Raw genomic sequence first — 26,453 nt, forward strand, 5'->3', positions numbered from 1 at the left:
GCCTGCGGCGCCCCCTCCCCGGTGCGCCGTTCCCGCCAGTGTGGGAGCGGCGCACCGGTGTACGCAAGTGGTGTGCAGGAGCGGACAGTTGACTGATTCCCGGGTGGCGGGCGCCGGGCTCACCGGTCGAGCGCGATGGCGTTCTTGGCGCGCTCGACGGACTCCTCGGAGGCCGGGCCGCCGGGGTTCTCGGTGGCGAGGGCCTGGTTGGCGGCGACGAAGGGGCGCATCCGCTCCTCGTACCGCTCGAAGGCGGCGCGGTGGTCCTCGCCGTCCTTGCGGGCGCGGCCCAGTTCGTCGGCCAGGACGTGGGCGCCGACCAGGGCGAGGCTGGTGCCCTGCCCGGAGAGCGGGGAGGCGCAGTAGCCGGCGTCGCCGAGCAGCGCGATCCGGCCGGCCGACCACTGCTCCAGGTGGACCTGGGCCATCGCGTCGGCGTAGTAGTCGGGGGCGCGGTGCAGGGCGTCCAGCAGGCGGGGCGTCTCCCAGCGCAGGGCGGACATCCGCTCGGCGACCAGCTTCCGGCTCTGCTCGGGGTCGCGGACGGCCGGGCCCGCCGCCTCGTACCCGAAGATGACCCGCAGCTCGCTGTTGCCGCGGACCGGGTAGACGCCGTAGCCGGCGGCGCCGTCGCGCTGCCAGACCTGCCAGTCCTCCAGGTCGAGGAAGTTGTCGGCGCTGAAGATGGCGAGGTGGGTGCCGAGGTGCTGCAGGAACCGCTCCTCCGGGCCGAAGGCGAGCTTGCGGACCCGCGAGTGCAGGCCGTCCGCGCCGATCACCAGGTCGAAGGTGCGGGGCTCCCCGTGCTGGAAGGTGACGTGGACGCCGTGCTCGTCCTCGCGGAGTCCGGTGATGCTGTCGCCGTGGAGGAACTCGGCGTCGTCGGCGGTGAGTTCGTACAGCATGCCGACGAGGTCCTCGCGCAGCAGCTCGACGTCCGCGCTGTCGAGCCGGCCGGCGCTGTAGGTGGCCTCGGTGGAGCGGTGCACCTCGTTGCCGTCGGCGTCGAGGACGGACATGCCGCGCATCTGCGTGCGGGCGGCCCGGACCCGCTCGGTCAGGCCGAGCCGCTCGACCACGTCGAGGGCGACGCCGCGGATGTCGACGGCCTGGCCGCCGCGGCGCGGGGCCGGGGACAGCTCGACCACGGTCGGGGCGAAGCCGCCCCGGCGCAGCAGGTGGGCGAGCGCGGTGCCGGCGATGCCGCCGCCGGAGATGAGGACGGTCTGCACGGGATGCTCCTTCGATCGGTGCCTGTCGGCTGTCGTTACGCTGTAAGCAAGGTGAATGTATGCCGTAAATACAGAGCGGCGCAAGGGGTCGATCGCCCACCCGGGGCCTTATCTGCGCTAGTACAGCGGCCCACCGGGCGGCATTCGCGCTGGTAGGGTCTGAGCTAGTACAGGGGGAGGCCCCGGCAGAAAGAGATCTTCCGAGGAGGACGCCTGCATGGCACCGGAGACCGGCCCGCCCTTCCAGCGCATCGCCGCCGAACTCCGTCGGCGCATCGCCACCGGCGAACTCGCCCCGGGCGAGCGGGTGCCCTCGACCCGGCGGCTCGCCCAGGACTGGAACGTCGCCCTCGCCACCGCCACCAAGGCGCTCACCGTGCTGCGCCTGGAGGGCCTGGTGGAGGCCCGGCCGCGGATCGGCACCGTGGTGGCCGCTCCGGCGGCCCCGGCCGACCGCCTGCCCGCTGCGCCCGGAGTGCCGGGGGTGCCGGCCGCGACCGGGGACGCCCCGGGGACCGGCCGACCGCGCCGACCGGAGGCCCCCGACCGGGAGTTGAGCCGCGAGCGGCTGATCCGTACGGCCCTGGACCTGGCCGACGCCGAAGGGCTCGGCGCGCTGTCGATGCGCGCGATCGCGGCCCGGCTCGGGGTCTCCGCGATGTCCCCCTACCGCCACGTGACCAGCAAGGAGGAGCTCGTCCTGCTGGCGGCCGACGCCGCCTTCGGCGAAGCGGTCTACCCCGCCGACCCGCCGCAGGGCTGGCGGCCCCGGCTGGAGCTGGGCGCCCGGACGCTCTGGACACTGTTCCGGCGCCACCCCTGGCTGGTGCAGCTCAGCCCGGTCAGCCGGCCGCTGGTGCTGCCCAACCTGATGGTGCACGCCGAGTGGGCGCTCGCCGCCCTGGACGGCCACGGGCTGGACGCGGCCACCGTGCTGGACATCCACGTGCTGCTGTACGGCTACGTCGAGGGCATCGCGGCCAACCTGGAACGGGAGGCCCAGGCCAGGGCCGCCACCGGGCTCACCGACGACCAGTGGCTGGCCGGCCGGGAACCCACCCTCGGCGCTCTCGCCGCCTCGGGCCGGTTCCCGGTCTTCGCCCGGCTCACCGCCGAACTCGCGGACGGCTACGACCTCGACCTGGACGCCCTGTTCGAGCTCGGGCTCGCCACGCTCATGGACGGGCTGGCCGCCCGGATCGACGGCCCCGCAGCGGCGCGGCGGCCGGGCGCCTGACGCCGCGCGGGCCCGGGGCCCGGGGCCCGGTCCGGACCTCAGACCAGGCCGAACCGCACGGCGACCCGGTCGGCCAGGGCCGCGGCCGGCAGGCTCCCGTCCACCTCCACGGTGGCGAGCCCGCGTTCGGCGGCCCGGCGGCCGACCTCCGCGTCCCACAGCGCGTCCCGCTCCAGGCGCCCGGCGAGCAGCCCGGTGGCGTCCGGCCCGCCCCAGGTGGCGCGGGCGCGGCCCGGGTCCGCGTACCGGGCGGTCAGCACCCGCCGCCGGAAGTCGGGGGCGGGCAGCAGGAACACCGCGTGCTCCGGCCGGGCCAGCAGGGGCGCCACCTGGTCGGGCAGCAGGCCGAAGTAGTCGACCAGGACGATCCGGTCGTCCGGCAGCGCGAGCAGGTCCTCGACCAGCAGGCCGACGGTCTCCCCGTGCAGGCCGGGCATGGCCTCGAACACCTGCCGGGCGGTGCGGCCCCGCCACGGCTCGCCGGGCGCCGCCCCGCCCAGGGCGTGCAGCCGCGGGTGCCGGTCGCGGGTGCACCGCTCCAGCCAGCGGTGTTCGGCGCGGTCGCCGTCGTACCGGGTGAGGCCGTGCCGCTCGGCGAGCAGCCCGGCGAGGGTGCTCTTGCCGGCGCCGGTGCCTCCGGAGATCCAGCGGACATGGCTCAGCCGTGCTGAAAGGCGGTGGGAGGTCATGCCGCCATGGTGCGCGTCACGGGCCGGAAATTGCAGTCTTGTTCCTGCTCGCCGCCACGCGGAGGATGGCAGGAGGGGCACCTCCCGCAGGTTTCCGCGGCCACCGGATCCCGCTCGGCACCGGATCCCGCTCGGGGTCCCGGACGCACCGCTGCGCAGGACGTCGGAGCAGCCGACGTCCTGCGCAGCGGGGTGGTGCGGCGGGGCGCCGGTCAGGCGGCGGCGTGCGGGGCCGACGCGGAGGTGTCCGGCGCGGCGAGGGCGTGGGCGAGCAGCCGGCGGCGCTCCTGCGGGTCGGTGGAGCCGAGCAGGGCGGCGAGCACCGCCATCCGGGCCTGGCCGGCGCGCAGGGTGCCGGTCGGCTGGGCGCCGGCGGCGATCAGGTCGACCGCGCCGCCCTCGGTGTAGATCGCGGTCACCGGGCCGGACGGCACCCGGGTGGTCAGCGCCACCAGGACGCCCCGCGCGGTGGCCTCGGCGACCACCTCGACGAACTGCGGGGTGGCGTTGCCGGCGCCGGTGGCCACCAGCACGACGCCCTGGGCGCCGGCGGCGAGCGCGGCCCGCAGCAGGGCCGGGTCGGCGTCGGCGTGGTGCATCACCAGGTCGACCCGGTACGGGGCCGTCCCCTCCGGCAGCTGCGGCGGCAGCGGGAGCGCCGACGGGCGCTCCGGACGGCCCTGCAGGACGACGCCGGCCGGGCCGACCGATCCCAGCGGGGTGCCGGAGGGCGCGGCGAAGGCGTTCAGCGCGACGGTCTCGGTCTTCACGGTGCCGCGCGCCGCGTGGACCCGGCCGTCGAACACCACCAGGGTGCCGACCCCGGTGACGCTGGAGGCGGTGAGCAGCGAGTCGCGCAGGTTGCCCGGGCCGTCGCCGCCGGCGGCGTCCATCGGCAGCTGCGAGCCGGTCAGGACGACCGGGCGCTCGTCGCCGTGGTGCAGGTCGAGGAGGAAGGCCGTCTCCTCCAGGGTGTCGGTGCCGTGGGCGACGACCACGCCCGCCACCTCGGGGCGCGCCAGCGTCGCGTGGACGGTGCGCAGCAGCTCCAGCTGGTGGGCGGTGGTGAGGCGCGGGCTGTTCACGTTGAACAGGTCGATCACCTGGACGTCGACGCCGTCCGGGAGGGCGGCGGTGGCCAGCACCTGGGTGCCGGGGGCGTCGGAGGCGTATCCGCTCCCCTGCCAGCGGCTGGCGATGGTGCCGCCGGTCGTGATGAGGACGACGTGCTTCACGGTGGTGCTTCTCCTGTGCGTGGACCTGCGTGAGGGTGAGCCGCGCCGCCCCGGGTGGCGGCACCCCACAAGAATAGGAAACAAAGCCCGCAATTCGATCGCCTGTTCAGCGTTGCCCTCGCACCGGACGTGGTGGATTCTTGCGCCATGGACGACATCGACCGCAAGATCTTGCGCGAGCTGCAGCGGGACGGGCGACTGAGCAACCAGGAGCTGGCCGAGCGCGTCGGACTGACCGCGTCCCCCTGCATGCGCCGGGTGCGCCGGCTGGAGGAGGACGGCGTGATCGAGGGCTACCGCGCGGTCGTCGACCCGGAGGCCGTCGGGCGGAGCTTCGAGGTGCTGGTCTCGGTGGAGGTGCGCCGCGAGCGCGGGGCGGTGGAGGACTTCGAACGCGCCCTGCAGGACATCCCGGACGTCGTCGAGGCGTACCGGCTGTTCGGCAGCCCGGGCTGCCTGCTGCGGATCGCGGTGGCGGACCTGCAGGCGTACGAGCGGCTCTGGATCGAGCGGCTCACCTCGCTCTCCGGGGTGACCGAGGTGAACTCGCAGATCATCATGAAGCGGATCAAGGAACCGTGGGGGCTGCCGGTCGACCGCCCCGCCGGACGGCGCTCCTGACACCCGCGCCGCCCGTCCGCGCCCCGGGCCCGCGGTTCGCGGCGGGAACCGGCCCGGACGGCGCGGGCCGGATCAGGCCGGCTCGGGCCGGCAGCCCGGCTCGACCGGCTCCGGTTCCGGGCCGCTCTCCGGGTCGCGGGTGAGCAGGTAGCGGGCGCCCGGTCCGCTCTCGCCCGCGCGGTCGGCGGCGTTGTAGAGGTTGCAGCGGGTGAGCGAGAGGCAGCCGCAGCCGATGCAGCCGGTGAGCTTGGCCTTGAGCCGCTCCAGTTCGGCGATCTGCTCGTCGATCCGGGTCTGCCACGAGGTGGCGACGGTGTCCCATTCGGCGCCGCTGGGGGCGGGCCGTTCGGGCAGCCGGTCGAGGGCGACCCGGGCCTCGTCGAGCGAGAGGCCCACCCGCTGCGCGGCGCGGACGAAGGCGACCCGGCGCAGCGTCCCGCGGGTGTAGCGGCGCTGACCGCCGGTGGTGCGCTCGGAGTGGATCAGTCCGAGTTTCTCGTAGTAGCGCAGCGCCGAGGTGGCGAGGCCGCTGCGGTCGGCGAGTTGGCCGATGGTCAGCAGGTCGGTGCGGTGCGGTCCGATGACGCTCATGGGACGTCACTGTAGCCGCTTGACTTCAAGTCGGCTTGAAGTTGCACGATCTCTTCCATGACCGCAGCGAAGACCGCCCCCGCCGCCGACCGCCCCGCCGCCGACCGCCCCGCCGCCGACCGCCCCGCCGCCGACCGCCCCGGCCCCGACGCCACCGGCACCGCGCCGGTGACCTTCGCGGACCTGCCCGGCCTGATGTCCCTGATGACCGGCGCCGAGAAGCACGGCCCCGCCGCCACCTCCACCCTGGACGCGGTCTGGGTGCTCTACGACCGCGTCCTGCGGGTCACCCCGGAGACCGCCGACGACCAGGGCCGCGACCGCTTCCTGCTCTCCAAGGGCCACGGGCCGATGGCCTACTACGCCGTCCTGGCCGCCAAGGGCTTCATCTCCCCGCAGCTGCTGCCGAGCTTCGGCGCGTACGACTCGCCGCTCGGCCACCACCCGGACCGCACGCTGATCCCCGGGGTGGAGATCGCCTCCGGTTCGCTCGGCCACGGACTGCCGCTGGCGGTCGGGACGGCGCTCGGGCTGCGCGCCCAGGGACTGTCCGACCCGGCGGTCTGGGTGCTGGTGGGGGACGCCGAGTTCGACGAGGGCTCCAACCACGAGGCGGTCGCCTTCGCCGGCGCGTACGGGCTGGACCGGCTGCACGTCCTGGTGATCGACAACTCCTCGGCCACGCACGGCTGGGAGGGCGGTATCGCGGCCCGCTTCGCCAACGAGGGCTGGTCCACGGCGACGGTGGACGGCCGCGACCACGAGGCGCTGCACGCCGCGTACACCGCCGAGCACCCGGGCCGCCCGCACGTGGTCGTCGCCCGGGTGGAGCCCAAGAACGCCTGAGCCGCGCCCCTCCCCGCCCGCATCCCGCCCCGCACCCCGCCGCCCCGACCCGCAGAGGACTTCACCGATGGACACCATGCGCGAGCGCTTCCTGGACGTCACCACCCGGCTGCTCGACGAGGACCCGCGCCTCGCCCTCGTGCTCGCCGACATCTCCGCCGCCGGCTTCACCCGGGCCGCCGAGGCGCACCCCGACCGGGTGGTCAACGTGGGCATCCGCGAGCAGCTGCTGATCGGCGCCGCCGGGGGACTGGCGCTCACCGGGATGCGCCCGATCGCCCACACCTTCGCGAGCTTCCTCGTCGAGCGCCCCTTCGAGCAGGTGAAGCTGGACCTGGTGCACCAGGGGGTCGGCGCGGTCCTGGTCAGCGCGGCCGGTTCGTACGACTGGCCGGCCGGGGGCCGCACCCACATGTCGCCGGGCGACGTCGCCCTGCTGGACACCCTGCCGGACTGGACGGTGCACGTGCCCGGCCACCCGGACGAGGCCGAGGCGCTGCTGCGCCACGCCGTGGCGGACGGCGACCGCAATGTGTACGTCCGGCTGTCGGAGCACCGTAACGCCGCCGCGGTGGCGGTCGAGCCGGGCCGCTTCACCGTGGTGCGGCGGGGTTCGCAGGGCGTGGTCCTGGCGGTGGGCCCGATGCTGGACGCCGTGCTGGCGGCCACCGAGGGGCTGAACGTCACCGTGCTGTACGCGGCGACCGTGCGGCCGTTCGACGCGGCGGGCCTGCGGGCGGCGGTCGGCGACGGGCGGGCCGATGTGGTGGTGGTCGAGCCGTACCTGCTGGGCACCTCCAACAACGCGGCGCACGACGCCCTGAACGACCGGCCGCACCGGGTGCTGGGCCTGGGCGTGCCGCGCGAGGAGCACCGCCACTACGGTTCGATCGCCGAGCACCTGGCCGCCTACGGCCTGGACGCGTCCTCGCTGCGGGAGCGGATCGCCACCTTCCTCTGGTGAGCGGACCGCGGTCCGGCCGCCTGCCGTCCGGTCGCCCGCCGCCCGTTCCGGCCGCGCTACACCCGGACGATCGCCACCGAGTCCGGTCCGAGCCGCAACGTCCCGCCCTCCAGCCGGTGTTCGCCGAAGGCGGCGACCACCTCCCGGGCACCGTCGAGCGGGGCCGTCCCGCCCTCGCCGAGGTCGACCGCCACCCGGTACGGCCCCCGGTGCACCACCAGCCGGCGCGTCGACTCGTCGTGGCGGACCACGACGGCCGAGAGGTCCGGATCGGACAGCTCCGGGCAGGAGCGGCGCAGCGCGATCAACCGGCGGTACCAGTCGAGCAGTTCGGCGTGCGGGGCGCGGCGCGGCTCGGTCCAGTCGAGGACCGAGCGCAGCACGGTGGCCGGCTCCTGCGGGTCGGGGACGGCCTCGGCGCGCCAGCCGTGCTCGGCGAACTCCCGTCGCCGGCCCTGCCGGACGGCCTCGGCGAGCTGCGGGTCGGTGTGGTCGGTGAAGTACTGCCAGGGGGTGGCGGCGCCCCACTCCTCGCCCATGAACAGCATCGGGGTGAACGGCGAGGTGAGCACCAGCGCGGCGCCGGCCGCGAGCCGGCCGGGGGTGACCGCGGTGGAGAGGCGGTCGCCCAGTGCCCGGTTGCCGACCTGGTCGTGGGTCTGCAGGTAGCCGAGCAGCCGGTGTCCCGCGCCGGGCGGGAAGGGGCGGCCGTGGCTGCGGCCGCGGAAGCTCGACCAGCTGCCGTCGTGGAAGAAGCCCCGGGTCAGGGTCTTGGCCAGCGCGGCCAACGGGGTGCGCGCGAAGTCGCCGTAGTAGCCCTGGGACTCGCCGGTGAGCGCGCAGTGCAGGGCGTGGTGGAAGTCGTCGCTCCACTGGGCGGCCAGGCCGAGGCCGCCGGCCTCGCGCGGGGCGGTGGTGCGCGGGCTGTTGAGGTCGGACTCGGCGACGAGGAACAGCGGCCGGTTCTCGGCGACCGCCAACCGGTCGACCTCCGTGGCGAGCTGCTCCAGGAAGTGGACGGCCCGGTCGTCGGCCAGGGCGTGCACGGCGTCCAGCCGCAGTCCGTCGATCCGGTAGTCGCGCAGCCAGGCCAGGGCGCTGCCGACCAGGTAGGCGCGGACCTCGTCGGAGCCGGGGGCGTCCAGGTTGACCGCGGACCCCCAGGGGGTGTGGTGGCGGTCGGTGAAGTACGGGCCGAAGGCGGGCAGGTGGTTGCCCGACGGGCCGAGGTGGTTGTGCACCACGTCGAGCACGACGCCGAGGCCCTTGCGGTGGGCGGCGTCGACGAAGCGCTTGAGCCCCTCCGGGCCGCCGTACGGCTCGTGGACGGCCCAGAGCGAGACGCCGTCGTAGCCCCAGCCGTGCCGGCCGGGGAACGGGCAGACCGGCATCAGTTCGACGAAGTCCACGCCCAGCTCCACCAGGTGGTCCAGGTGTTCGGTGGCGGCGTCGAAGGTGCCGGCCGGGGTGAAGGTGCCGATGTGCAGCTCGTACAGCACCGCGCCGGGCAGCGGCCTGCCCCGCAGGCCGGGGTGCGACCAGTGGAAGCGCTCGTGGTCGACGGGGCGGCTGGGGCCGTCGGGCCCGTGCGGCTGGCGGCGGGAGCGCGGGTCGGGCAGCGGCGGGCCGCCGTCCAGCCGGAAGGCGTAGTCGCCGTCGGGGGCCTCGCCGTGCCACCAGCCGTCCCGTTCCGGGTCGCGGAGGAGCGGGTGGCGGGCGCCGTCCACCTCGACCTCGACGCCCTCCCCGGCCGCGGGTGCCCACACCTCGTACCGCCTCACCGCTCCCCCCTCCTGGTCAGCAGCGCCACCGGGTGCTCGGCGAGCAGCTCGGCGACCGGTACCGGGCCGGGCCGGTGCCGGCGCCCGGTCAGTTCGTCGGTCCACGTGCCGCCCCCGGGCAGCTCCAGTACGGCGTCGCGCCACCCGCCGGCCCGCGCCAGCCCGTACGGGAGCCGGGTGACGGCGGTGACCAGGTCGTCGCCGCGGGCGAAGGCCAGCAGGTGCGGCGAGACGGCGGGCAGCGGGCGGTACGGGCCGAGCGGGCCCCGGCGGCGCAGGTGCAGGGCCGTCCGGGTGAGGTGCAGCTTCTCCCGGGCGAGGTCGTCGGCCCGGGGCGTGGCGGCGTCGGTGAGCCGGACGGCGAGCGCGCCGAGGTCGACGGCCCGCCGGTTGTCCGGGTCGACCAGGGTGTACAGCGGCTCCTCGCTGCCCTGGTAGAGGTCCGGCACGCCGGGCACGGTGAGGTGCAGCAGCGCGGCGGCCAGGGTGTTGGCGCGGGCGTGCGGCGCGAGGGCGTGGACGAACCCCTCGATCCGCGGCAGCAGCCCCGGGTCGCCGTACACCGCGCGGGCCCGGCCCAGCAGGGCCTGTTCGTAGTCGGCGTCGGGGGTGGTCCACGAGGTGCGGGTCTTGGCCTCGCGGGCGGCCTTGAGCAGCGCGGACTCCAGCCGGTCGGGGCCGATCGGCCAGGCCGCCACCAGGGTCTGCCAGAGCAGCCAGTCGCTCTCCCGGTCGGCCCACGGCCCGGCGGCGGTGGACCAGGCGGCGGCCTCGGCGGCCCAGCGATCGGGCTGTTCGGCGAGCACGGCGAGCCGGGCGCGGGCGTCGGCGCTGCGCTTGGTGTCGTGGGTGGAGAGCGCGGTGAGGGTGTGCGGCCAGTACGTCTCGACGTAGCGGCACCAGGCGTGGAACTCCTCGGGGGAGGTGCCGGGCCGGGCCGGTTCGCCGCCGACCTCGTTGAGGCTCAGCAGGGCGTTCCAGCGGTAGAAGGCGGTGTCCTCGACGCCCTTGGCGGCGACGGCGGCGGCGGTCTGGGCGAACCGCACGCAGAACTCGTCCTTGTCCCGGCTGCGGCCGAGCAGCCCCAGCGCCAGGTCGGCGACCAGGGCGAGCGAGGCGTCCCCGCTGCCGTTGCGGGCGGCCCGCAGCTGGGCGCGGGAGGCCGGCGGGACGCTCTCGCCGGGCCGGGCGTACGGGCGGTAGGCGGGGTAGTCGGTGAGCAGCCGGCGCAGGGCGGTGTGCAGCTGCCAGGGCGCGTGGTCGGCGTGCGCGGGTTCGGCGGCGCCGATCCGCACCGCGAGGCGGACCAGCCGGTCGATCTCGGCGGCCAGCTCGCCCTGCGGCCCGGTCATGTCGGCGCGGCCCTGGCGGGCGGCGGCGACCGCGGGGTGCGGGTCGGCGCAGGGCTCGCCGGCGGCGGCGGCACCGCTCCCGCCGGTGAACCGCGCGTAGGCGCCGGCCAGCCGGCAGGCGCCCGCGTGGTCGGTGAGCACCCCGTCGATGCGGCGCAGCGCGTCGTAGCCGGTGGTGCCGGCGCACGGCCAGTCCTGCGGGAGCCGCTCGTCGCCGGTGAGGATCTTCTCGACGACGGTGTAGGCGCCGCCGGTGGCCCCGGCGAGCTGCTGCAGGTAGCCGCGGGGGTCGGCGAGGCCGTCGGGGTGGTCGATCCGGAAGCCGTCCAGGACGCCCTCGGCGTGCAGCCGCAGCAGGACGCCGTGGGTGGCGCGGAACACCTCCGGGTCCTCCACCCGGGTGGCGATCAGCTCGTTGACGGTGAAGAACCGGCGGTAGTTCAGCTCGGTGCGGGCGAGGCGCCACCAGGCGAGCCGGTACCACTGGCGGGCCAGCAGCTCGGGCAGCGGCAGGCCGGCCGTACCGGGGCGCAGCGGGAAGGCGTGGTCGTGGTAGCGGAGCACGTCGCCGTCGACGACGAGCCGGTCCAGGACGGCGCCGAGCCGTTCGCCGAGCAGCGGGAGCAGCACCCGGCCGCGGTCGGGGGCGTCGACCGGGCCGGGCTGGGCGGTCCAGTCGATGTCGAACCACCGGGCGTACGGGGAGTCCGGGCCGTCGCGCAGCACCTGCCAGAGCGGGCGGTTGAGCTGCTCCGGCACGGGCACCGCCATGTGGTTGGGCACCACGTCGGCGATCAGCCGCAGGCCGTGCCGGTGGGCGGCGCCGGCGAGGGCGCGCAGGGCGCCTTCGCCGCCGAGCTGCTCGCTGATCCGGCTGTGGTCGACGGTGTCGTAGCCGTGCGCGGAGCCGGGGGCGGCCTCCAGCAGCGGGGAGAGGTGCAGGTGGGAGACGCCGAGCGCGGCCAGGTAGGGCACGGCGGCGGTGGCGTCGCGCAGCGTGAAGCCGGGTTGGAGCTGGAGCCGGTAGGTCGAGGAGGGGATGACGGCCGGGCGGGGCTGCGCGGGCTCGGCGGCGGAGGTCATGTGTCCATGAGTACCCGCCCGGGCCCGTGGCCAAGACCCGCTGTTGGCCCGAACAGGTGACCGGGCGGGGTGCGGGCCCGGCCGCGGGGGAGCGGAGCGCGGGTGTCGGCGGTGGTCGGGAGGCGTGGCGGCGCGGCCGCGGGCGGGGTGCTCAGGCGGGCCGCTGGAGGACCAGCAGCGAGCGGTCGGTGAGCCAGAGGGTGTCGCCGGCCTTGACCCGGGTGCCGGCGCCGGGCGCGGGCAGCCGGGGCTGCGCGGTGTCGACCACCACCTGCCACTCCTGGCCGTGGTCGGCCGGGACGGTGAACTCCAGCGGCTCGGAGTGGGCGTTGAACATCAGCAGGAAGGAGTCGTCGACGATCCGCCCGCCGCGCCGGTCCGGCTCGGAGATGGCGTGGCCGTTGAGGAAGACCGACAGCGACTTGGCGTAGCTGGCACCCCAGTTCCGCTTGGTCATCTCCTTGCCGCCGGGGGTGAACCAGGCGATGTCGGTGAGGTCCTGGTGGGTGCCGGAGACCGGGCGGCCGTGGAAGAAGCGCCGGCGGCGGAAGACCGGGTGGTCGCGGCGGAGCCAGATCATGCCCTGGGTGAACTCCAGCAGCCGGGCGGCCGGCCCGTCGCCCTCCGGCCAGTGCACCCAGGAGAGCTCGTTGTCCTGGCAGTAGGCGTTGTTGTTGCCGAGCTGGGTGCGGCCGAGCTCGTCGCCGTGCGAGAGCATCGGCACGCCCTGGGAGAGCATCAGGGTGGCGATGAAGTTGCGCTGCTGGCGCGCCCGCAGCTCCTCGACCGCCGGGTCCTCGCTGGGGCCCTCGGCGCCGCAGTTCCAGGAGCGGTTGAAGGACTCGCCGTCCCGGCTGTTCTCGCCGTTGGCCTCGTTGTGCTTCTCGTTGTACGAGACCAGGTCGCGCAGGGTGAAGCCGTCGTGGCAGGTGACGAAGTTGATCGAGGCGATCGGGCGGCGGCCGTCGTCCTGGTAGAGGTCGGAGGAGCCGGTGAGCCGGGAGCCGAACTCGGCGAGCGTGGCGTTCTCGCCGCGCCACAGGTCGCGCACGGTGTCCCGGTACATGCCGTTCCACTCCGTCCACAGCGGAGGGAAGTTGCCGACCTGGTACCCGCCCTCGCCGAGGTCCCACGGCTCGGCGATCAGCTTGGCCTGGGAGACCACCGGGTCCTGCTGCACCAGGTCGAAGAACGACGACAGCCGGTCGACCTCGTGGAACTGCCGGGCCAGCGTGGCGGCGAGGTCGAAGCGGAAGCCGTCCACGTGCATCTCGGTGACCCAGTAGCGCAGCGAGTCCATGATCAGCTGGAGCACGTGCGGGCTGCGCATCAGCAGGCTGTTGCCGGTGCCGGTGGTGTCCTCGTAGAAGCGCTGGTCCTGGGCGAGCCGGTAGTACGAGACGTTGTCCAGACCGCGCAGCGAGAGCGTCGGGCCGAGGTGGTTGCCCTCGGCGGTGTGGTTGTAGACGACGTCGAGGATCACCTCGATGCCGGCCGCGTGCAGCGCCTTCACCATCGACTTGAACTCCTGCACCTGCTGGCCGCGGTCGCCGGTGGAGGAGTACGAGGAGTGCGGGGCGAAGAAGCCGACGGTGTTGTAGCCCCAGTAGTTGGCGAGCCCGAGGTCGCGCAGCCGGTGGTCGCGGACGAACTGGTGGACCGGCATCAGTTCGATCGCGGTGACGCCCAGCTTGGCCAGGTGCTCGATCACCGCCGGGTGCGCGAGGCCCGCGTAGGTCCCGCGGATGTCCTCCGGGATGCCGGGATGGAGTCTGGTGAGGCCCTTCACGTGCGCCTCGTACACCACCGTGCGGTGGTACTCGGTGCGCGGCGGCCGGTCGGTGCCCCAGTCGAAGTACGGGTTGATCACCACCGAGTGCATGGTGTGCGGGGCGGAGTCCAGGTCGTTGCGGCGCTCGGGGGCTCCGAAGTGGTAGCCGTAGACGGACTCGTCCCAGTCGATGTGGCCGCTCATCGCCTTGGCGTACGGGTCCAGGAGCAGCTTGGCGCTGTTGTGCCGCTGGCCCAGTCCGGGGTTGTACGGGCCGTGCACCCGGAAGCCGTAGCGCTGGCCCGGCCCGATGCCCGGGAGGTAGGCGTGCCGGACGAAGGCGTCGGTCTCTCGCAGCTCGACGGCCGTCTCGGAGCCGTCCCCGCCGATCAGGCACAGCTCGATCCGGTCGGCGCTCTCGGAGAACACCGCGAAGTTGGTGCCGGCCCCGTCGTAGGTGGCACCGAGCGGGTAGGGCTGCCCCGGCCAGACCTGCATGTGTCCTCAACTCCCTTGCAGCAACGGCAAACTGATGCACAGTCCGATCGGATGCTTCCCGACTCCGGGGGGCTCTCTTCCCGGCCGGGCGGCCGGGCATGTGCGGCGGTCGCGCACCGTGACGCACGGCACAGTCCGCATACTCCCCGACGCGCAACCCGACAGGGCGTCCATCTGCCGCATGTTCGCCCGAACGGGTGTCCATCGCGTCGGACCGGCGGGGCGCGGCCCGGTCCGCGGGCGCCCGGCGGCCCGCCGGGCGGCGCTCGGGCGGCGGCCGACGCGGCTCCCGGGCCGGGCGGGGGCGCGGGCGGGGCGTGGGCCAACCGGCTGCGGGCTCCTCGCGCCGGGCAGTACCCTTGATCGTCCGGCCGCCCACCGCGCTCGTGGCGAACCATCAGAACACGTCGAACCATCAGAAGCAGTAGCACCACCCAGGAACCAGTGAGGTAGCGCATGGTGTTCCCCGCCGGCGGCCGAGGCGGCGGGCCCGAGGGGCCCGACCTGGGCACCCCCCGCAGCGAGGCGCCGACGGTCGTCATGCGCCCCTCGATGACCGGACGCGCCCTCGTCCCCGCCCAGGGCGGACCGGCCGAGATCCCCGCCCTGGCCTGGTCGGCCGGCGAATGGGAGGACGCCTACCAGCGGGTCCGGCTCTCCGGCCGCGCCTACGTCTGGCTCAACCTGGTCGAGCAGCGGCTGCGCTCGCTCGTCGACGAGGTGCTGCACCCCATCTACGCCCCCGCCCACGGCGAGGACTGGGTCACCGCCGCCGCCGGACCGGCCGGCGAGGAGTGGGCCCACCGGGCCGGTGCGGTCCGCGAGGTCAGCCGCCGCAAGGGCTACCTGCTCGACCCCGCCGACGACGACCCGCTGGTCTTCCTCACCCTCCCGCAGCTGCGCGAGCTGATGATCCAGCACTGGCCCTGCTTCGAGCCCTTCCTCGCCGACCGGCGGGAGATCGAGCTGGCCCTCGACGAGCTGGAGGTCGCCCGGCACGTCGTCTCCCGCAACCGCACCCTCACCCAGACCGTCCTCGCCCAGACCGAGCGCGCCGCCGCCCGGCTGCTCGCGGTGCTGGACGGCGGCACCGGCGGCGTGCCCGCGGACGTCGTCGAATCGCTGGTGGCCGGCCGCTACGCCGACGTCGTCGCCGTCCACCCCGACCGGGTCCGGCTCCAGCGCGACCTGCCCGTCGAGGACCTGCTCGACGGCGCCCGCCGCCTGGACGCGCTCGGCATCGGCCTCGGCATGCTCTGCCAGAACTACACCGGCAAGCGGCTGGTCCGGCTCGCCGCCGAGGGCTGCCGGGTCCGGCTGCTCTTCCTCAACCCGGCCAGCAGCGCGGCGCGCCGCCGCGAACGCGAGCTCGGCATCGGCCGCGGCGAACTCGCCCGCTCCATCGAGATGAACATCATGCACGTGCGGCGGGTCCGGGCCCGGCTGCGCGACCAGGGCGGCTTCGAGATCCGGGTCTTCGACGAGACCCCGCGCTTCACCGCCTACCTCGTCGAGGGGCCCCGCCCCACCGGCCAGGCCGGCGCCCGCCGGCAGAGCCGCGACCTCGGCGTCGTCCAGCCCTACCTGCGGCGGGCCCGCGGCATGGAGTCACCGGCCCTCGTCCTGCGCGGCGGCGCCGGCCAGCAGCAGGGCGGCACCGAGGCCGGGCTGCTGGAGGTCTACCGGGAGGAGTTCGAGGGCGTCTGGGGGGACTCCCGGCCGGTCTCCTGACGCCCCGCGGGCACCCCGCGGACCGGGTGCGGGGCGCCCGCCCCGGCCGGGTTGTCGGTGGGCCGGGCGATGATAGGGGTCGATCTCGACGAGCAGGACGGAAGGACACACCCCTATGAGCTGGTGGCAGCAGCCACTGGTCGGCTTCGACCTGGAGACCACGGGCACCGACCCCGACGTGTCCCGCATCGTCACGGCCGCCCTCGTGGACACCGTCGGAGCCCGCCGGGAGGCCGCCACCGGCTGGCTGCTCGACCCCGGCGTCCCGATCCCCGCCGAGGCCGAGGCCATCCACGGCATCGGCGACGACCTCGCCCGCAGCAAGGGCCGCCCCGCCAAGGAGGCCGTCGACGAGATAGCCGCGGCCCTCTGCGCGCGGCTGGCCGCCGGCCGCCCGGTGGTCGCCTTCAACGCCCCCTTCGACCTCTCCCTCCTCGACGCCGAACTGCGCCGCCACGGCCTGCCCGACCTCGGCGAGCGCCTCGGCGGCCCGATCGCCCCGGTGCTGGACGCCCTGGTCATCGACCGGGCCGTGGACAAGTACCGCAAGGGCTCGCGCACCCTGCAGCGGGTCTGCGAGGTGTACGGCATCGAGCTCACCGACGCCCACGAGGCCGGCAGCGACGCCCTCGCCGCCGTCCGGGTCGCCGTCGCGCTCGCCGAGCGCTACCCGCGCGAGGTCGGCGACCTCCCGCTGCCCGACCTGCACCACCGCCAGATCGGCTGGTACCGCTCCTGGGCCGAGGGACTGGAGGCCTGGCTGCGCCGCAGCAAGGACCCGCAGGCCGTGGTCGACCCGCGCTGGCCGCTGCGCTGACCGTCCGGCCGGGTCCGCCCGGCGAACGGCGGCCGCCCGGTGGACAGCCCCCGGCGGAACGAAGCTCAGCGCGCCGGGAAGTCGAAGCGGTAGCCCTGGCCGGCCAGCCAGGGCAGCAACTGCCGCAGGGCCTCGACGGTCTGGCTGCGCTCGCCGCCGCCGTCGTGCAGCAGCACCACCCCGCCCGGCCTCAACTCCCGCTGCACGGTGGCGACCACGGCCGCCGCCCCGGGGCGCGACCAGTCCCGCGGATCGACCGACCAGCCGAGCGGGCGCAGTCCGTGGTCGGCGGCGATCCGCTGGTTGTCGGCGGTGAACCCGCCGCCGGGGGCGCGGAACCAGGCCACCTGCGTCCCCGGCCCGCCCGCCTCGACGATCGCCCGCTCGGCCTCCTCGATCTGCCGGACGGCCTGGTCGTGCGAGAGCTTGGCGAACGGCTGGGGATGCCCGGCGCTGTGGTTGCAGAGCCGGTGCCCGGCGGCCAGGATGCGCCGGACCATCTCCGGATGGGCGCGCACCTGCTGGCCGACCAGGCAGAAGGTGGCCCGGGCGCCGTACTGGGCGAGCAGGTCCAGCACGGCGCCGGTGGCGCCGCCCGGGCCGTCGTCGAAGGTGAGCGCGACACTGCGGCCCCCGGAGGCGGTGGAGCGGACGACGTCGGTCGCCACCCCGCCGGTGGGCGGTCCGGGCGCGGTGGGCGCACCGGTGGGCAGCGGGCCGGTGAGCAGCGGCGAGGGCACCGGGGCGCCCTGCGGCGGCGCGGGCCGCGGGGAGCCGGAGTCCTGCGAGCCGGAGCCCGGGGTTGCTGGTTGCTGGGGGCCGGGCTGCTGGGGCCCGGACTGTCGGGCGGAGGGCTGCGGCCGGAGGGCGCCGTTGGCGGTGCCGCAGGCGACCAGGGCGAGCGCGGCGGCGAGGACGGTGGTGAGCGCGACCCAGCCGGCGGACCGGGTCCGGCGGGGCATGCGGTGAGGGGTGGGGTGAGGGGTGCGGTGCTCGGGCACGGCGGCTCCTGAGGTGCTGGGGCGGCGACGGGAGCGTCCCCGGGTCAGGATGTCTGCCCACGGGGACGCCGCCGCCACCCCGCCGGTTGCGCGTCCGCGCCGGAGGATCGGGCGCACCGTCAGAAGGGGTACCAGCGGACGTCCGTGGCGCCCTCGCGCAGCGAGTCGACCCGGCGGCGGAACTCGGCGAGCGCGGCCGGACTGCCCGGCACCTGCTGGGCGACCCAGGAGGCGCTGGCCGTCTCCCGGGCGCCCCGCAGCACCGTGAAGCCCGGCCAGTCGCGGACGTCCCAGCCGTACGCCGCGGTGAACGCCCGGTACGCCGCGTCCGGCACGCCGTACCGGTCGTGGCTGAGCGCCAGGACGACCAGGTCGTGCTCGCGGAGGTCCTGGGAGACGTTCTCCAGGTCGAGCAGGACGGGGCCGTCCGGGCCGACGTGGACGTTGCGCGGCAGCGCGTCGCCGTGGATGACGCCGGGCGCCAGCCGGGGCACCAGGTCGGGCAGGGCGGCGGCGAAGGCGTCCCGCCGGTGGCGCAGGAAGGCGGCGTCGGCCGGGTCGATGTGCCCCTCGGCGGAGGCCAGCCAGCGTTCGACGGGTGCCAGGAGGTCGCGCCGGCCGAGCGGGAACGGCGGCAGCGGCAGCCGGTGCAGGACGCGCAGCAGCGGGGCCAGGTCGGCCGGCTCGGCGGGCCGGACGGCGGGGGCGAGCCGGTGCCAGAAGGTGACCGGGTGGCCGTGGGCGAGCTGCGGTTCGGCGCCCGCAGGACCGTACGGGCGGACCACGGGGACGCCCCGCTCGGCCAGCCAGTGGGCGACGGTGAGCTCGCGGTGCGCCCGGTCGTACAGCTCGGGGCCGCGGCCGACCTTGGCCACCACCGCGGGTTCGCCCAGGTCGAGGACGGCGTTCTCGCCGAGGGCCAGCAACTGCGCGCCGCCGGGGGCGGGGAGTGCGGCGGACTCGCAGGCGTGGGCGAGCAGCAGCCTGGCCCGGCCCTCGTCGAAGGGGATCATGGCGGCTGCTCCGTTCCTCGGTCCGACGGCCGACGGTGATCATTCTGACGCACGGGGGCCGGGCCCCGCGTGATGCGGGGCCCGGCCGGGGGAGTCGGATCGGCCCGGTGGTGCGGACCGTGCGGGTGGTGCGTGTGGGCGGGCTCAGACCTCGATGCGGCGGTGCCGGGGCCCGTCGGCGGGTGCCGGGGTCGGGGCGGCGGACTGCCGGTCGGTCCGACCGGCGCCCACCGGCGGGAAGTTCTCGGCGTGCGAGAGGTCGGGCAGCCAGCGCAGCCAGGCGGGCAGGTACCAGTTGCGCTCGCCGAGCAGGCTCATCACCGAGGGCAGCAGCACGGCGCGGATGACCGTCGCGTCGAGCAGCACGGCGACCGCGAGGCCGACGCCCATCTGCTTCATCGCCTGCATCGACAGGGTGCCGAAGACCGCGAACACCGCGACCATGATGACCGCCGCACTGGTGACCACGCCGGCGGTGGAGCGGATGCCGTGCGCGATGGCGGCCTGGGTGGGCAGGCCCCGGTCGACGCCCTCCTTGATCCGGGAGACCACGAAGACGTGGTAGTCCATCGAGAGGCCGAAGAGGATCACGAAGAGGAACAGCGGGACCCAGGACTCCACCGCGCCCACCCCGGCGGTGCCGAGCAGCGAGGCGCCCACGCCGTGCTGGAAGACCAGGGTCAGCACCCCGTACGCGGCGCCCACCGAGAGCAGGTTGAGCACCACGGCGGTGGCGGCCACCGCCAGCGAGCGGAACGAGGCCAGCATCAGCAGGAAGGCGAAGACCACCACGAAGCCGAAGACCGGGAGCATCGAGCCGGTCATCTTCTCGTTGAAGTCGTGGCTGCCGGCGGTGCGCCCGGTGACCGGGGCCTCGGTGCCGGGCACCGCGAGCACGGTGGCGGGCACGATCTCCTTGCGCAGGGACTTCAGTGCCGCGGTGCTGACGTCGTCGTTGCCGGTGCCCTTGAGCGGGATGTCGACGACGGCGATGTTCTTGTCCGGGTGGACGCTGATCTGGATCGGCTCCTGCATCCGGCCGCCGGCCAGCGCCCGCGCCTTCAGGTCGGCGAGCGCGGCGGTCATCGCGGGGGAGTCGATGTCGGCGGCCTTGACGACCACCGAGGCGGGAGCCGGGCTGCCGGGGAAGGCGGCCTCGATCTTCTGTGAGACCTCGACCAGCTGGTTGCCCTCGGGCAGTTGCTGCTGGAAGGTCAGGTTGGCGGTGTGCATGGTGAGCAGCGGGGCGGAGAGGCCGACCAGCAGCGCGCCGGCGAGCACGGTCGCGGCGAGCGGGCGTCGCAGCACCGGGGTGAGGACGGCGTTCCAGAACCGGCCGCCGGCCGCGGCGTCGGGGCGGCGCAGTCGGCCGATCAGCGGGACGCGGCCCTTGTCGACCTTGTCGCCGAGCATCGAGAGCAGTGCGGGCAGCACGGTGAGCGAGCCGAGCACGGCGGTGACGACGACCACGATGGTGGCGTACGACATGGCCTGGAAGGTGGCGATGCCGGTGAGGAACATGCCGGCCATCGCGACGACCACGGTGACGCCGGAGACCAGGACGGCCCGGCCGCTGGTGGCGGCGGCGATCCGCAGCGAGGTGTCGAGGTCGCGTCCGGCGGCCCGCTCCTCGCGCTCGCGGCGCAGGTAGAACAGGCAGTAGTCGACGCCGACGGCGAGGCCGACCAGCAGCATCACCGAGCTGGCGTCGTTGCTGGTGTGCAGGAAGGAGCTGCTGAGGGCGACCAGCCCGCCGGCGGCGACGAAGGCGGTGATCGCCAGCACCACCGGGAGGACCGCGGCGACCAGCGCGCCGAAGGCGATCAGCAGGATGCCGAGGGCGAGCGGCACGGCCGTCCACTCGGCGCGGGCGAAGTCCTCGCTGAACTGCTCGTCGAACCACTTGCCGCTGCTGGCGTCGCCGAGCTCGACCACGGTGAGCTCGGGGTGCTGCTTCTGCACGTCGGCGACGCTCTTCAGCAGGGCGGTGACGTTCTTGATCGCCTCGTCGTCCTCGCCCTTGACGTTGAACTGCACCAGGGCGGAGTGCCGGTCGGCCGAGATCGCCTGGCTCTCGTACGGCGAGCGGATGTCGGTGGCCCGGCCGGTGCCGTCGACGGCGGCGGTCACCTGGCCGACGACGGTCCTGAAGGCGGCCGAGTCGGCGGTCAGGGTGGTGCTCTGGACGAGGACGGTCTCGGCCGCGGGCGACTTGAGCCCGGCCTCGTCGAGGATCTTGGCGGCCCGGGACACCTCGCCCGGCATCTGTTCGTGCTCCTTGATCTGGGTGCTGCCGTGCATCCCCCCGAGGACGGTGGCGAGTACGACGAAGAGCAGCCAGCCGAACACCGCGGTCTTGCGGTGTCTCGCGCTCCACGAGCCCATGGCGGCGGCCATGCCGAGCTTGGTTTTCACGGGAACTTCCCCCCGGGGATCACATCGGACGTCAGACGGTTCAGGTGCCGCAACTGAAGGTAGGGAAGGGAGGTTTGGGTCGGTATCCGGCTGGCGGGGGAGTTCGCCCTGGGGCTGGCCTCGGGGGCGGGGTGGGGTTTTCCCCAGGGGGTCGACCCCGACCCTCCTCCCTGGGGGGAGTACAAACCTCCACCCTGAGGGGGAGGTGTCTCCACCCGGAGTACGAGGTCAGGAAGCCGGTCGGCGGGTGAAGATGGTGCGGGGCCGCTGTTCGGCGTCCCCGAGGGGGTTGGACTACGGGGGGCCGCTTGCCGGGCGGCTAGCAAGTTCTCGTAGGATGATGTCCTCAGTCACTTACCTGCCGACCGGCTAGGTAGCGGGCCCCGTTTCGGACCGCCGCCGGCCGGTCCTGCCGTCGCCCGGCGTCCCGTCCCCCAAGGGCTGCGGTGAACCATGCCCAGGAGGCATTTCGAGCATGTTCCACCGACTAGGACAATTCGTCGTCCGCCGCGCCTGGTGGGTCATCGCGGCATGGGTGGTCGCGATGCTGGCCATCGCGATGAGCGCCCCCAAGATCAACGCGCAGACCGACGAGGCCGCGTTCCTGCCCAAGCACTACGAGTCGATCCAGGCCGCGGAGCTCCAGGAGAAGGCGTTCCCGTCCAGCTTCACCCCCTCCGCCCTGGCGCTCTTCGAGCGCAAGGACGGCGCTCCGATGAGCGACGGCGACAAGGCCGCCATGGCCACGCTCGTCCAGGGCCTGACGGACAAGAAGATCGAGTTCGTCGAGAAGATCGTCCCGGTCTCCGAGCAGACGACCTCGAAGGACGGCAAGTACGCGCTCGCGCCGATCGCCATCGACAAGTCGACGCAGCAGTCGGAGAAGTTCGGCGAGACCGCGAAGCACATCCGCGAGGAGGGCAAGAAGCTCGCCGAGGGGACGGACCTGAAGTTCCAGCTCGGCGGCCAGGCCGCTCAGGCGCTGGACCAGCAGGAGGCGTCCGGTTCCGCCGACGCCATCATCGCGATGGGCACCGTCGTGCTGGTCGCGATCATCGTCGGCATCATCTTCCGCAGCGTGCTGGCCGGCATCCTGCCGCTGCTGGTCTCGCTGGTGTTCGCCATGCCCGCCGCCAACGGCCTGATCGCCTACGCCACCAAGGCGTTCGACCTGGAGAGCACCCCGATCCTCTCGGCGATCCTGATCGTCGTCGTGCTCGGCGTCGGCACGGACTACTTCCTGTTCCTCGCGTTCCGCTACCGGGAGCGCCTGCGGGCGGGCGACGACCGCAAGGAGGCCGTGGCCAACGCGGTCGGCCGGGTCGGCGAGGCGATCGCCTCGGCGGCCGGCGCGGTCACCGTCGCGTTCGCGGTGCTGGTCCTCTCCAGCCTCGGCATGTTCAAGGCGCTCGGCCCGGCCCTGGCCATCGCGGTGGTCGTCACCGCCGTCGCCTCGGTCACCCTGGCGCCGGCCCTGCTCGCGGTCATCCCGGCCAGGGGCGTGTTCTGGCCCGGCAAGAAGTGGATGTCCGAGCCGAGCAACGCGCGCTTCACCGCACTCGGCCGCATGGTCGAGAAGCGCCCCGGACTGGTCGCCCTGGCCTCCGGCGGCGTGCTGGTGGCCCTGTCGGCCGGCGCCCTGGGCTACAACGGCACCTTCGACCTCGCGGGCAGCTCCATGCCCAAGGACAAGGAGTCGATGGTCGTCCAGGACAAGCTGGTCAACGGCTTCTCGGCCGGCGCCGCCGACCCGAGCCACGTGTACCTGACCTCCAAGGCCGGGACCAAGCTCGACCCCGCCGCCTTCGAGTCGTACGCCGCCAAGCTCGGCGCGGTCCCCGGGGTCGCGCAGGCCGCCCCCAAGCCGCAGCTGAGCGGCGACGGAGTGACCGCCGACTTCACCGTCCTGCTCAAGAACGAGCCGGCCAGCAACGAGGCGATCGACACCGTCACCGAGCTGCGCGACGTCGCCCACGCGCAGGCCCCGGCCGGCACCGAGGCGAAGGTCGGCGGTCTGACCGCCGTCTACAAGGACATCAACCTCGCGATGACCCACGACTACAAGTTGGTCTTCCCGATCGCGGGTCTGCTGATCCTGCTCATCCTCGCCCTGCAGCTGCGCAGCGTGGTCGCCCCCTGGTACCTGATGGCCTCCGTCGGGCTCGGCTTCACGGCGACCCTCGGAGCCGCCACGCTGATCTTCCAGAACATGGCCGGGGAGTCCGGCCTGATGTTCATGCTGCCGATCCTCATCTACCTGTTCGTGGTGGCGATCGGCACCGACTACAACATCCTGATCATCGCCCGTCTGCGGGAGGAGGCCCGCGAGGGCCGCAACCCGCGCGAGGCCGCGCGCGAGGCGCTGCGCCACGGTGGTCCGACCATCGCGGCGGCCGGGTTCATCCTGGCGGCCTCCTTCGCGACCTTCATGCTCGCGGGCAACATCTTCATGCTGGAGTTCGGCTTCGCGATGGCGTTCGGCATCTTCCTGGCCGCCTTCGTGATGGCGCTCTTCTTCACCCCCGCGCTCACCGCGCTGATCGGCCGTGCCGCCTGGTGGCCCGGCCACGGCGACACCGCCCCGGCCGGTCACGGCGGCGCGGCCCCGGCCACCGGTGCGCAGGGCGTCCCGGAGACGGCCGGGCGGCGCTGACGCCCCGGACCTGCGCCCCGGCCCGTCCGGGGCGCCGGTCCGCGGGCCCGTGCGCGTGAAGGCGCGCTGCGGGCCCGCGGAGGGCGCGGGGTGCCCGTGAGGGCGCCCGGTGCGCCGCGTACGACGCACGACGGACGGCGTCCCGCTTCGGCGGGGCGCCGTCCCGCGTTGCGGGTGCGGGTGCGGGTGGGCCCGCGGGGTGCCGGGTGGGGTTCTGCGGGGGCGGTCCGTGGGGTGCGCGCGGTGCGGTGCCGGTGTCCGGCCGGGCGGGGAGGCGCCGGGTGGAGCCCGGTGGAGCCGGGTGGCGGGGCGGCTCGGGGGCTGCCCCCTTCGCAGGGCCGCCAAACGTGACGTGCCCAGCAGAAACTCCCCGGTCAATGGGGTTGCCGCCGTGCTACAGTCGAATCAGTTGCAGTTTTGGTTCCCATGAACGCTTGTGTGCGCCTGCTGGTCCCAACCAACAGGCGCATTTGTTTTGTCCGGTGTTTCAGTCTCCGGATGGGGATCGCGGCTACTCGGGTCCACGAGGTGTGGATCTTGATGCCCCAGTAGGAGGAGACGGTTATGGCTACCGGCACCGTGAAGTGGTTCAACAGCGAAAAGGGCTTCGGCTTCATCGAGCAGGACGGCGGCGGTGCCGACGTCTTCGCGCACTACTCGAACATCAACGCTCAGGGTTTCCGCGAGCTGCTTGAGGGCCAGAAGGTCGAGTTCGACGTCACCCAGGGCCAGAAGGGCCCGCAGGCCGAGAACATCCGCGTCATCTGAGGTCGGCTTCCCAGCTGACTTGCGATCTCGCACGGCGAGGGCCCGCACCGCACGGTGCGGGCCCTCGTCCATGCCGCCGAACGGCCGGGGCGGCGCACACCCCCGACGGCCGACCCGCCCCCGCCCGCAGCAGCGGCAGGGGCGCCCACCGGATTCCGACGGAGAACACGTGACCACCCCTGCCCGCACGCCGCGCGAGCGTTCCGCCCGTACCGCACGCACGTCCGACCGCACCGAGCGTGCGGCCCGTACCACCGACCGCGCCGCCCACGGCGAGCGCGCCGGGCGTGACGACCGCGCCCCGCGCGACGAGCGCACCCCCCGGGCCGAGCGCGGCGACCGCTCGCGCAAGCCGCGCAGCCGCAACGGCGCCGGCGCCGGGAACGGCGGCGCTCCCCGCCGCTCCGCCGCGGCCGCCCCGGTGACCGAGGACTTCACCGTCGTCGAGGGCACCCCCGCCCGCCCGCCGGCGGCCACCTTCGCCGAGCTGGACCTGCCGAAGGGCATCCTGAGCGCGCTCACCCGCGAGGGCGTCACCGAGCCCTTCCCGATCCAGGGCGCCACGCTGCCCGACTCGATCGCCGGCCGCGACGTCCTCGGCCGGGGTCGCACCGGCTCCGGCAAGACCCTCGCCTTCGGCCTGCCGCTGCTCGCCCGTACGGCCGGGAAGCGCGCCGACTCCCGGCACCCGCTGGCGCTCGTGCTGGTCCCCACCCGCGAGCTCGCCCAGCAGGTCACCGAGGCGCTCACCCCGTACGCCACGGCCGTCAATCTGCGGATCGCCACCGTCGTCGGCGGCATGTCGATCACCCGGCAGGCCAACGCCGTCCGCCGTGGCGCCGAGGTGCTCGTCGCCACCCCCGGACGGCTCGACGACCTCATCGGCCGCGGCGACGTCCGGCTCTCCGACGTCGCCATCACGGTGCTCGACGAGGCCGACCAGATGGCCGACATGGGCTTCCTGCCGCAGGTCACCAAGCTGCTGGAGCAGGTCGCCGAGGGCGGGCAGCGGATGCTGTTCTCCGCGACCCTGGACCGCAACGTCGACCGCCTGGTGAAGCGCTTCCTGGCCGACCCGGTGACGCACTCCGTCGACCCGTCGGCGGGCGCCGTCACCACGATGGACCACCACGTCCTGCAGCTGGACGCCGCCGACAAGGCGTCCACCACGGCGCACATCGCCTCCCGCGACGGCCGGGTGATCATGTTCGTGCACACCAAGCACGGTGCCGACCGGCTCGCCAAGCAGCTGCTCGCCAACGGCGTCAAGGCCGCGGCGCTGCACGGCGGCAAGTCCCAGCCGCAGCGCAACCGGGTGCTCGACCAGTTCCGCGACGGGCTCGTCACCGCGCTGATCGCCACCAACGTGGCGGCCCGCGGCATCCACATCGACGGCCTCGACCTGGTCGTCAACGTCGACCCGCCGATCGACCACAAGGACTACCTGCACCGCGGCGGGCGCACCGCCCGGGCCGGCGAGTCCGGCACCGTGGTCACCCTGGTGCTGCCCGAGCAGCGGCGCGAGGTCAACCGGCTGATGACGGTGGCCGGCATCCGTCCGACCACCACCAAGATCCGCCCGGGCGACAACGAGCTCTCCCGCATCACCGGCGCCCGCACGCCCACCGGCGTGCCGGTCACCCTCGTGGTGACGGCCGCCGCGGCGGCCACCGGCCCCGAGGGCGCCAAGGCGGAGAAGCCCGCCGGTGGAGCGCGCCGTCGCCCCGGCAAGCGGTCGGGGCTGCCGACCGACGTCGACATCAACGGCAACCCGCGGCGTCCGCGGCCCAAGCAGCGGATGGGCGCGGGTGCGTCCGGCGGGTCCGGCGGATCCGGCCAGGGCGGTACGCGCCAGGCGGCGGGCTTCATCGGCCGCGCCTCGGGCCGGCCGAAGCCGGGGTCGGGGACGAAGAGCGGCTCCAACTACGGGACGGGGCGCCAGCGGCGCAAGTCCGACTGACAGGATCTGTCGGCTGTCATCGGTCAGCCGTCAACTGTCATCCGTCGGCTGTCGTCGGTGAACTGTGATCGGTCGGCTGATATCCGTCGTCTGACGGACGTCGGCCGGTGACTGTCCGCTGCCATCCGTCGAACGTCGACCGTTGACTGTCTGCCGTCGACCGTTCGCTGTCGTCCGCCGGCTGACGGCTGCCCC

General features: G+C 74.4%; 19 protein-coding genes. 9 read left to right on the forward strand and 10 right to left on the reverse strand.

Features of this window, described 5'->3' with window-relative positions; all coding sequences use genetic code 11:
- Window positions 1-119: 119 nt before the first annotated feature.
- The gene (locus ACWGB8_RS10005; protein WP_452212048.1) at window positions 120-1,232 is read right to left on the reverse strand and encodes an FAD-dependent monooxygenase; all 1,113 of its coding nucleotides are present in this window, start codon (window positions 1,230-1,232) and stop codon (window positions 120-122) included.
- Between the two features lie 217 nt (window positions 1,233-1,449).
- On the opposite strand from ACWGB8_RS10005, the gene ACWGB8_RS10010 reads away from it, so the two are divergent.
- On the forward strand, window positions 1,450-2,469 hold the full coding sequence (locus ACWGB8_RS10010) for a TetR/AcrR family transcriptional regulator C-terminal domain-containing protein (RefSeq protein WP_452212050.1): 1,020 nt from the start codon (window positions 1,450-1,452) through the stop codon (window positions 2,467-2,469).
- Between the two features lie 38 nt (window positions 2,470-2,507).
- On the opposite strand, the gene ACWGB8_RS10015 is transcribed toward ACWGB8_RS10010, so the two are convergent.
- Entirely contained in the window at window positions 2,508-3,158 is a 651-nt protein-coding gene (locus ACWGB8_RS10015; protein WP_452212051.1) for a hypothetical protein, read from the reverse strand.
- Between the two features lie 212 nt (window positions 3,159-3,370).
- Window positions 3,371-4,393 (reverse strand): asparaginase, encoded by a 1,023-nt coding sequence (locus tag ACWGB8_RS10020; RefSeq protein WP_452212053.1) that lies wholly within the window; start codon window positions 4,391-4,393, stop codon window positions 3,371-3,373.
- A gap of 147 nt (window positions 4,394-4,540) precedes the next feature.
- Between ACWGB8_RS10020 and ACWGB8_RS10025 the strand changes: the two genes are divergently transcribed.
- Entirely contained in the window at window positions 4,541-5,014 is a 474-nt protein-coding gene (locus ACWGB8_RS10025; protein ID WP_452212055.1) for an Lrp/AsnC family transcriptional regulator, read from the forward strand.
- 72 nt (window positions 5,015-5,086) lie between these two features.
- On the opposite strand, the gene soxR is transcribed toward ACWGB8_RS10025, so the two are convergent.
- Window positions 5,087-5,605: a redox-sensitive transcriptional activator SoxR gene (soxR, locus tag ACWGB8_RS10030; RefSeq protein ID WP_452212056.1), complete on the reverse strand. Its 519-nt coding sequence runs from the start codon at window positions 5,603-5,605 to the stop codon at window positions 5,087-5,089.
- Between the two features lie 195 nt (window positions 5,606-5,800).
- On the opposite strand from soxR, the gene ACWGB8_RS10035 reads away from it, so the two are divergent.
- Together ACWGB8_RS10035 and ACWGB8_RS10040 are read left to right on the forward strand one after the other, a co-directional pair.
- Window positions 5,801-6,451: a thiamine pyrophosphate-dependent enzyme gene (locus ACWGB8_RS10035; protein WP_452212080.1), complete on the forward strand. Its 651-nt coding sequence runs from the start codon at window positions 5,801-5,803 to the stop codon at window positions 6,449-6,451.
- A gap of 67 nt (window positions 6,452-6,518) precedes the next feature.
- A complete protein-coding gene (locus ACWGB8_RS10040) occupies window positions 6,519-7,415 on the forward strand; it encodes a transketolase family protein (protein WP_452212058.1) in 897 nt (298 codons plus the stop codon).
- Between the two features lie 56 nt (window positions 7,416-7,471).
- Here the strand turns inward: ACWGB8_RS10040 and treZ are convergent, their stop codons facing one another.
- From treZ to glgX, 3 genes are all read right to left on the reverse strand, one after another.
- Window positions 7,472-9,196, reverse strand: coding sequence for a malto-oligosyltrehalose trehalohydrolase (gene treZ, locus ACWGB8_RS10045; RefSeq protein WP_452212059.1), 1,725 nt, complete (start codon window positions 9,194-9,196; stop codon window positions 7,472-7,474).
- Window positions 9,193-11,631, reverse strand: a complete 2,439-nt coding sequence (gene treY, locus ACWGB8_RS10050; RefSeq protein WP_452212061.1) for a malto-oligosyltrehalose synthase — start codon at window positions 11,629-11,631, stop codon at window positions 9,193-9,195. Before treY ends, treZ begins: the two co-directional genes overlap by 4 nt.
- A 151-nt stretch (window positions 11,632-11,782) precedes the next feature.
- Window positions 11,783-13,900, reverse strand: a complete 2,118-nt coding sequence (gene glgX, locus ACWGB8_RS10055) for a glycogen debranching protein GlgX (RefSeq protein ID WP_452212063.1) — start codon at window positions 13,898-13,900, stop codon at window positions 11,783-11,785.
- Between the two features lie 456 nt (window positions 13,901-14,356).
- Between glgX and ACWGB8_RS10060 the strand changes: the two genes are divergently transcribed.
- A complete protein-coding gene (locus tag ACWGB8_RS10060; RefSeq protein WP_452212065.1) occupies window positions 14,357-15,631 on the forward strand; it encodes an SAV2148 family HEPN domain-containing protein in 1,275 nt (424 codons plus the stop codon).
- 115 nt (window positions 15,632-15,746) lie between these two features.
- Window positions 15,747-16,448: an exonuclease domain-containing protein gene (locus tag ACWGB8_RS10065; protein ID WP_452212066.1), complete on the forward strand. Its 702-nt coding sequence runs from the start codon at window positions 15,747-15,749 to the stop codon at window positions 16,446-16,448.
- 65 nt (window positions 16,449-16,513) lie between these two features.
- On the opposite strand, the gene ACWGB8_RS10070 is transcribed toward ACWGB8_RS10065, so the two are convergent.
- The 3 genes from ACWGB8_RS10070 to ACWGB8_RS10080 form a co-directional block, all read right to left on the reverse strand.
- Window positions 16,514-17,410 (reverse strand): polysaccharide deacetylase family protein, encoded by an 897-nt coding sequence (locus ACWGB8_RS10070; RefSeq protein ID WP_452212067.1) that lies wholly within the window; start codon window positions 17,408-17,410, stop codon window positions 16,514-16,516.
- Window positions 17,411-17,568: 158 nt separating this feature from the next.
- The gene (locus ACWGB8_RS10075) at window positions 17,569-18,462 is read right to left on the reverse strand and encodes a phosphotransferase enzyme family protein (RefSeq protein ID WP_452212069.1); all 894 of its coding nucleotides are present in this window, start codon (window positions 18,460-18,462) and stop codon (window positions 17,569-17,571) included.
- Between the two features lie 144 nt (window positions 18,463-18,606).
- Window positions 18,607-20,859 carry an MMPL family transporter gene (locus ACWGB8_RS10080; RefSeq protein WP_452212081.1) on the reverse strand — a complete coding sequence of 751 codons (2,253 nt, stop codon included), beginning with the start codon at window positions 20,857-20,859 and terminating at the stop codon, window positions 18,607-18,609.
- A gap of 493 nt (window positions 20,860-21,352) precedes the next feature.
- Here ACWGB8_RS10080 and ACWGB8_RS10085 point away from each other — a divergent pair, with 493 nt between their 5' ends.
- From ACWGB8_RS10085 to ACWGB8_RS10095, 3 genes are all read left to right on the forward strand, one after another.
- Window positions 21,353-23,530, forward strand: coding sequence for an MMPL family transporter (locus ACWGB8_RS10085; RefSeq protein ID WP_452212071.1), 2,178 nt, complete (start codon window positions 21,353-21,355; stop codon window positions 23,528-23,530).
- A 564-nt stretch (window positions 23,531-24,094) separates the two neighbouring features.
- The gene (locus tag ACWGB8_RS10090) at window positions 24,095-24,298 is read left to right on the forward strand and encodes a cold-shock protein (RefSeq protein ID WP_452212073.1); all 204 of its coding nucleotides are present in this window, start codon (window positions 24,095-24,097) and stop codon (window positions 24,296-24,298) included.
- Between the two features lie 169 nt (window positions 24,299-24,467).
- Window positions 24,468-26,258, forward strand: a complete 1,791-nt coding sequence (locus ACWGB8_RS10095; protein ID WP_452212075.1) for a DEAD/DEAH box helicase — start codon at window positions 24,468-24,470, stop codon at window positions 26,256-26,258.
- Window positions 26,259-26,453 lie beyond the last annotated feature (195 nt).

It is taken from the genome of Kitasatospora sp. NPDC054939 (genome assembly GCF_053610105.1).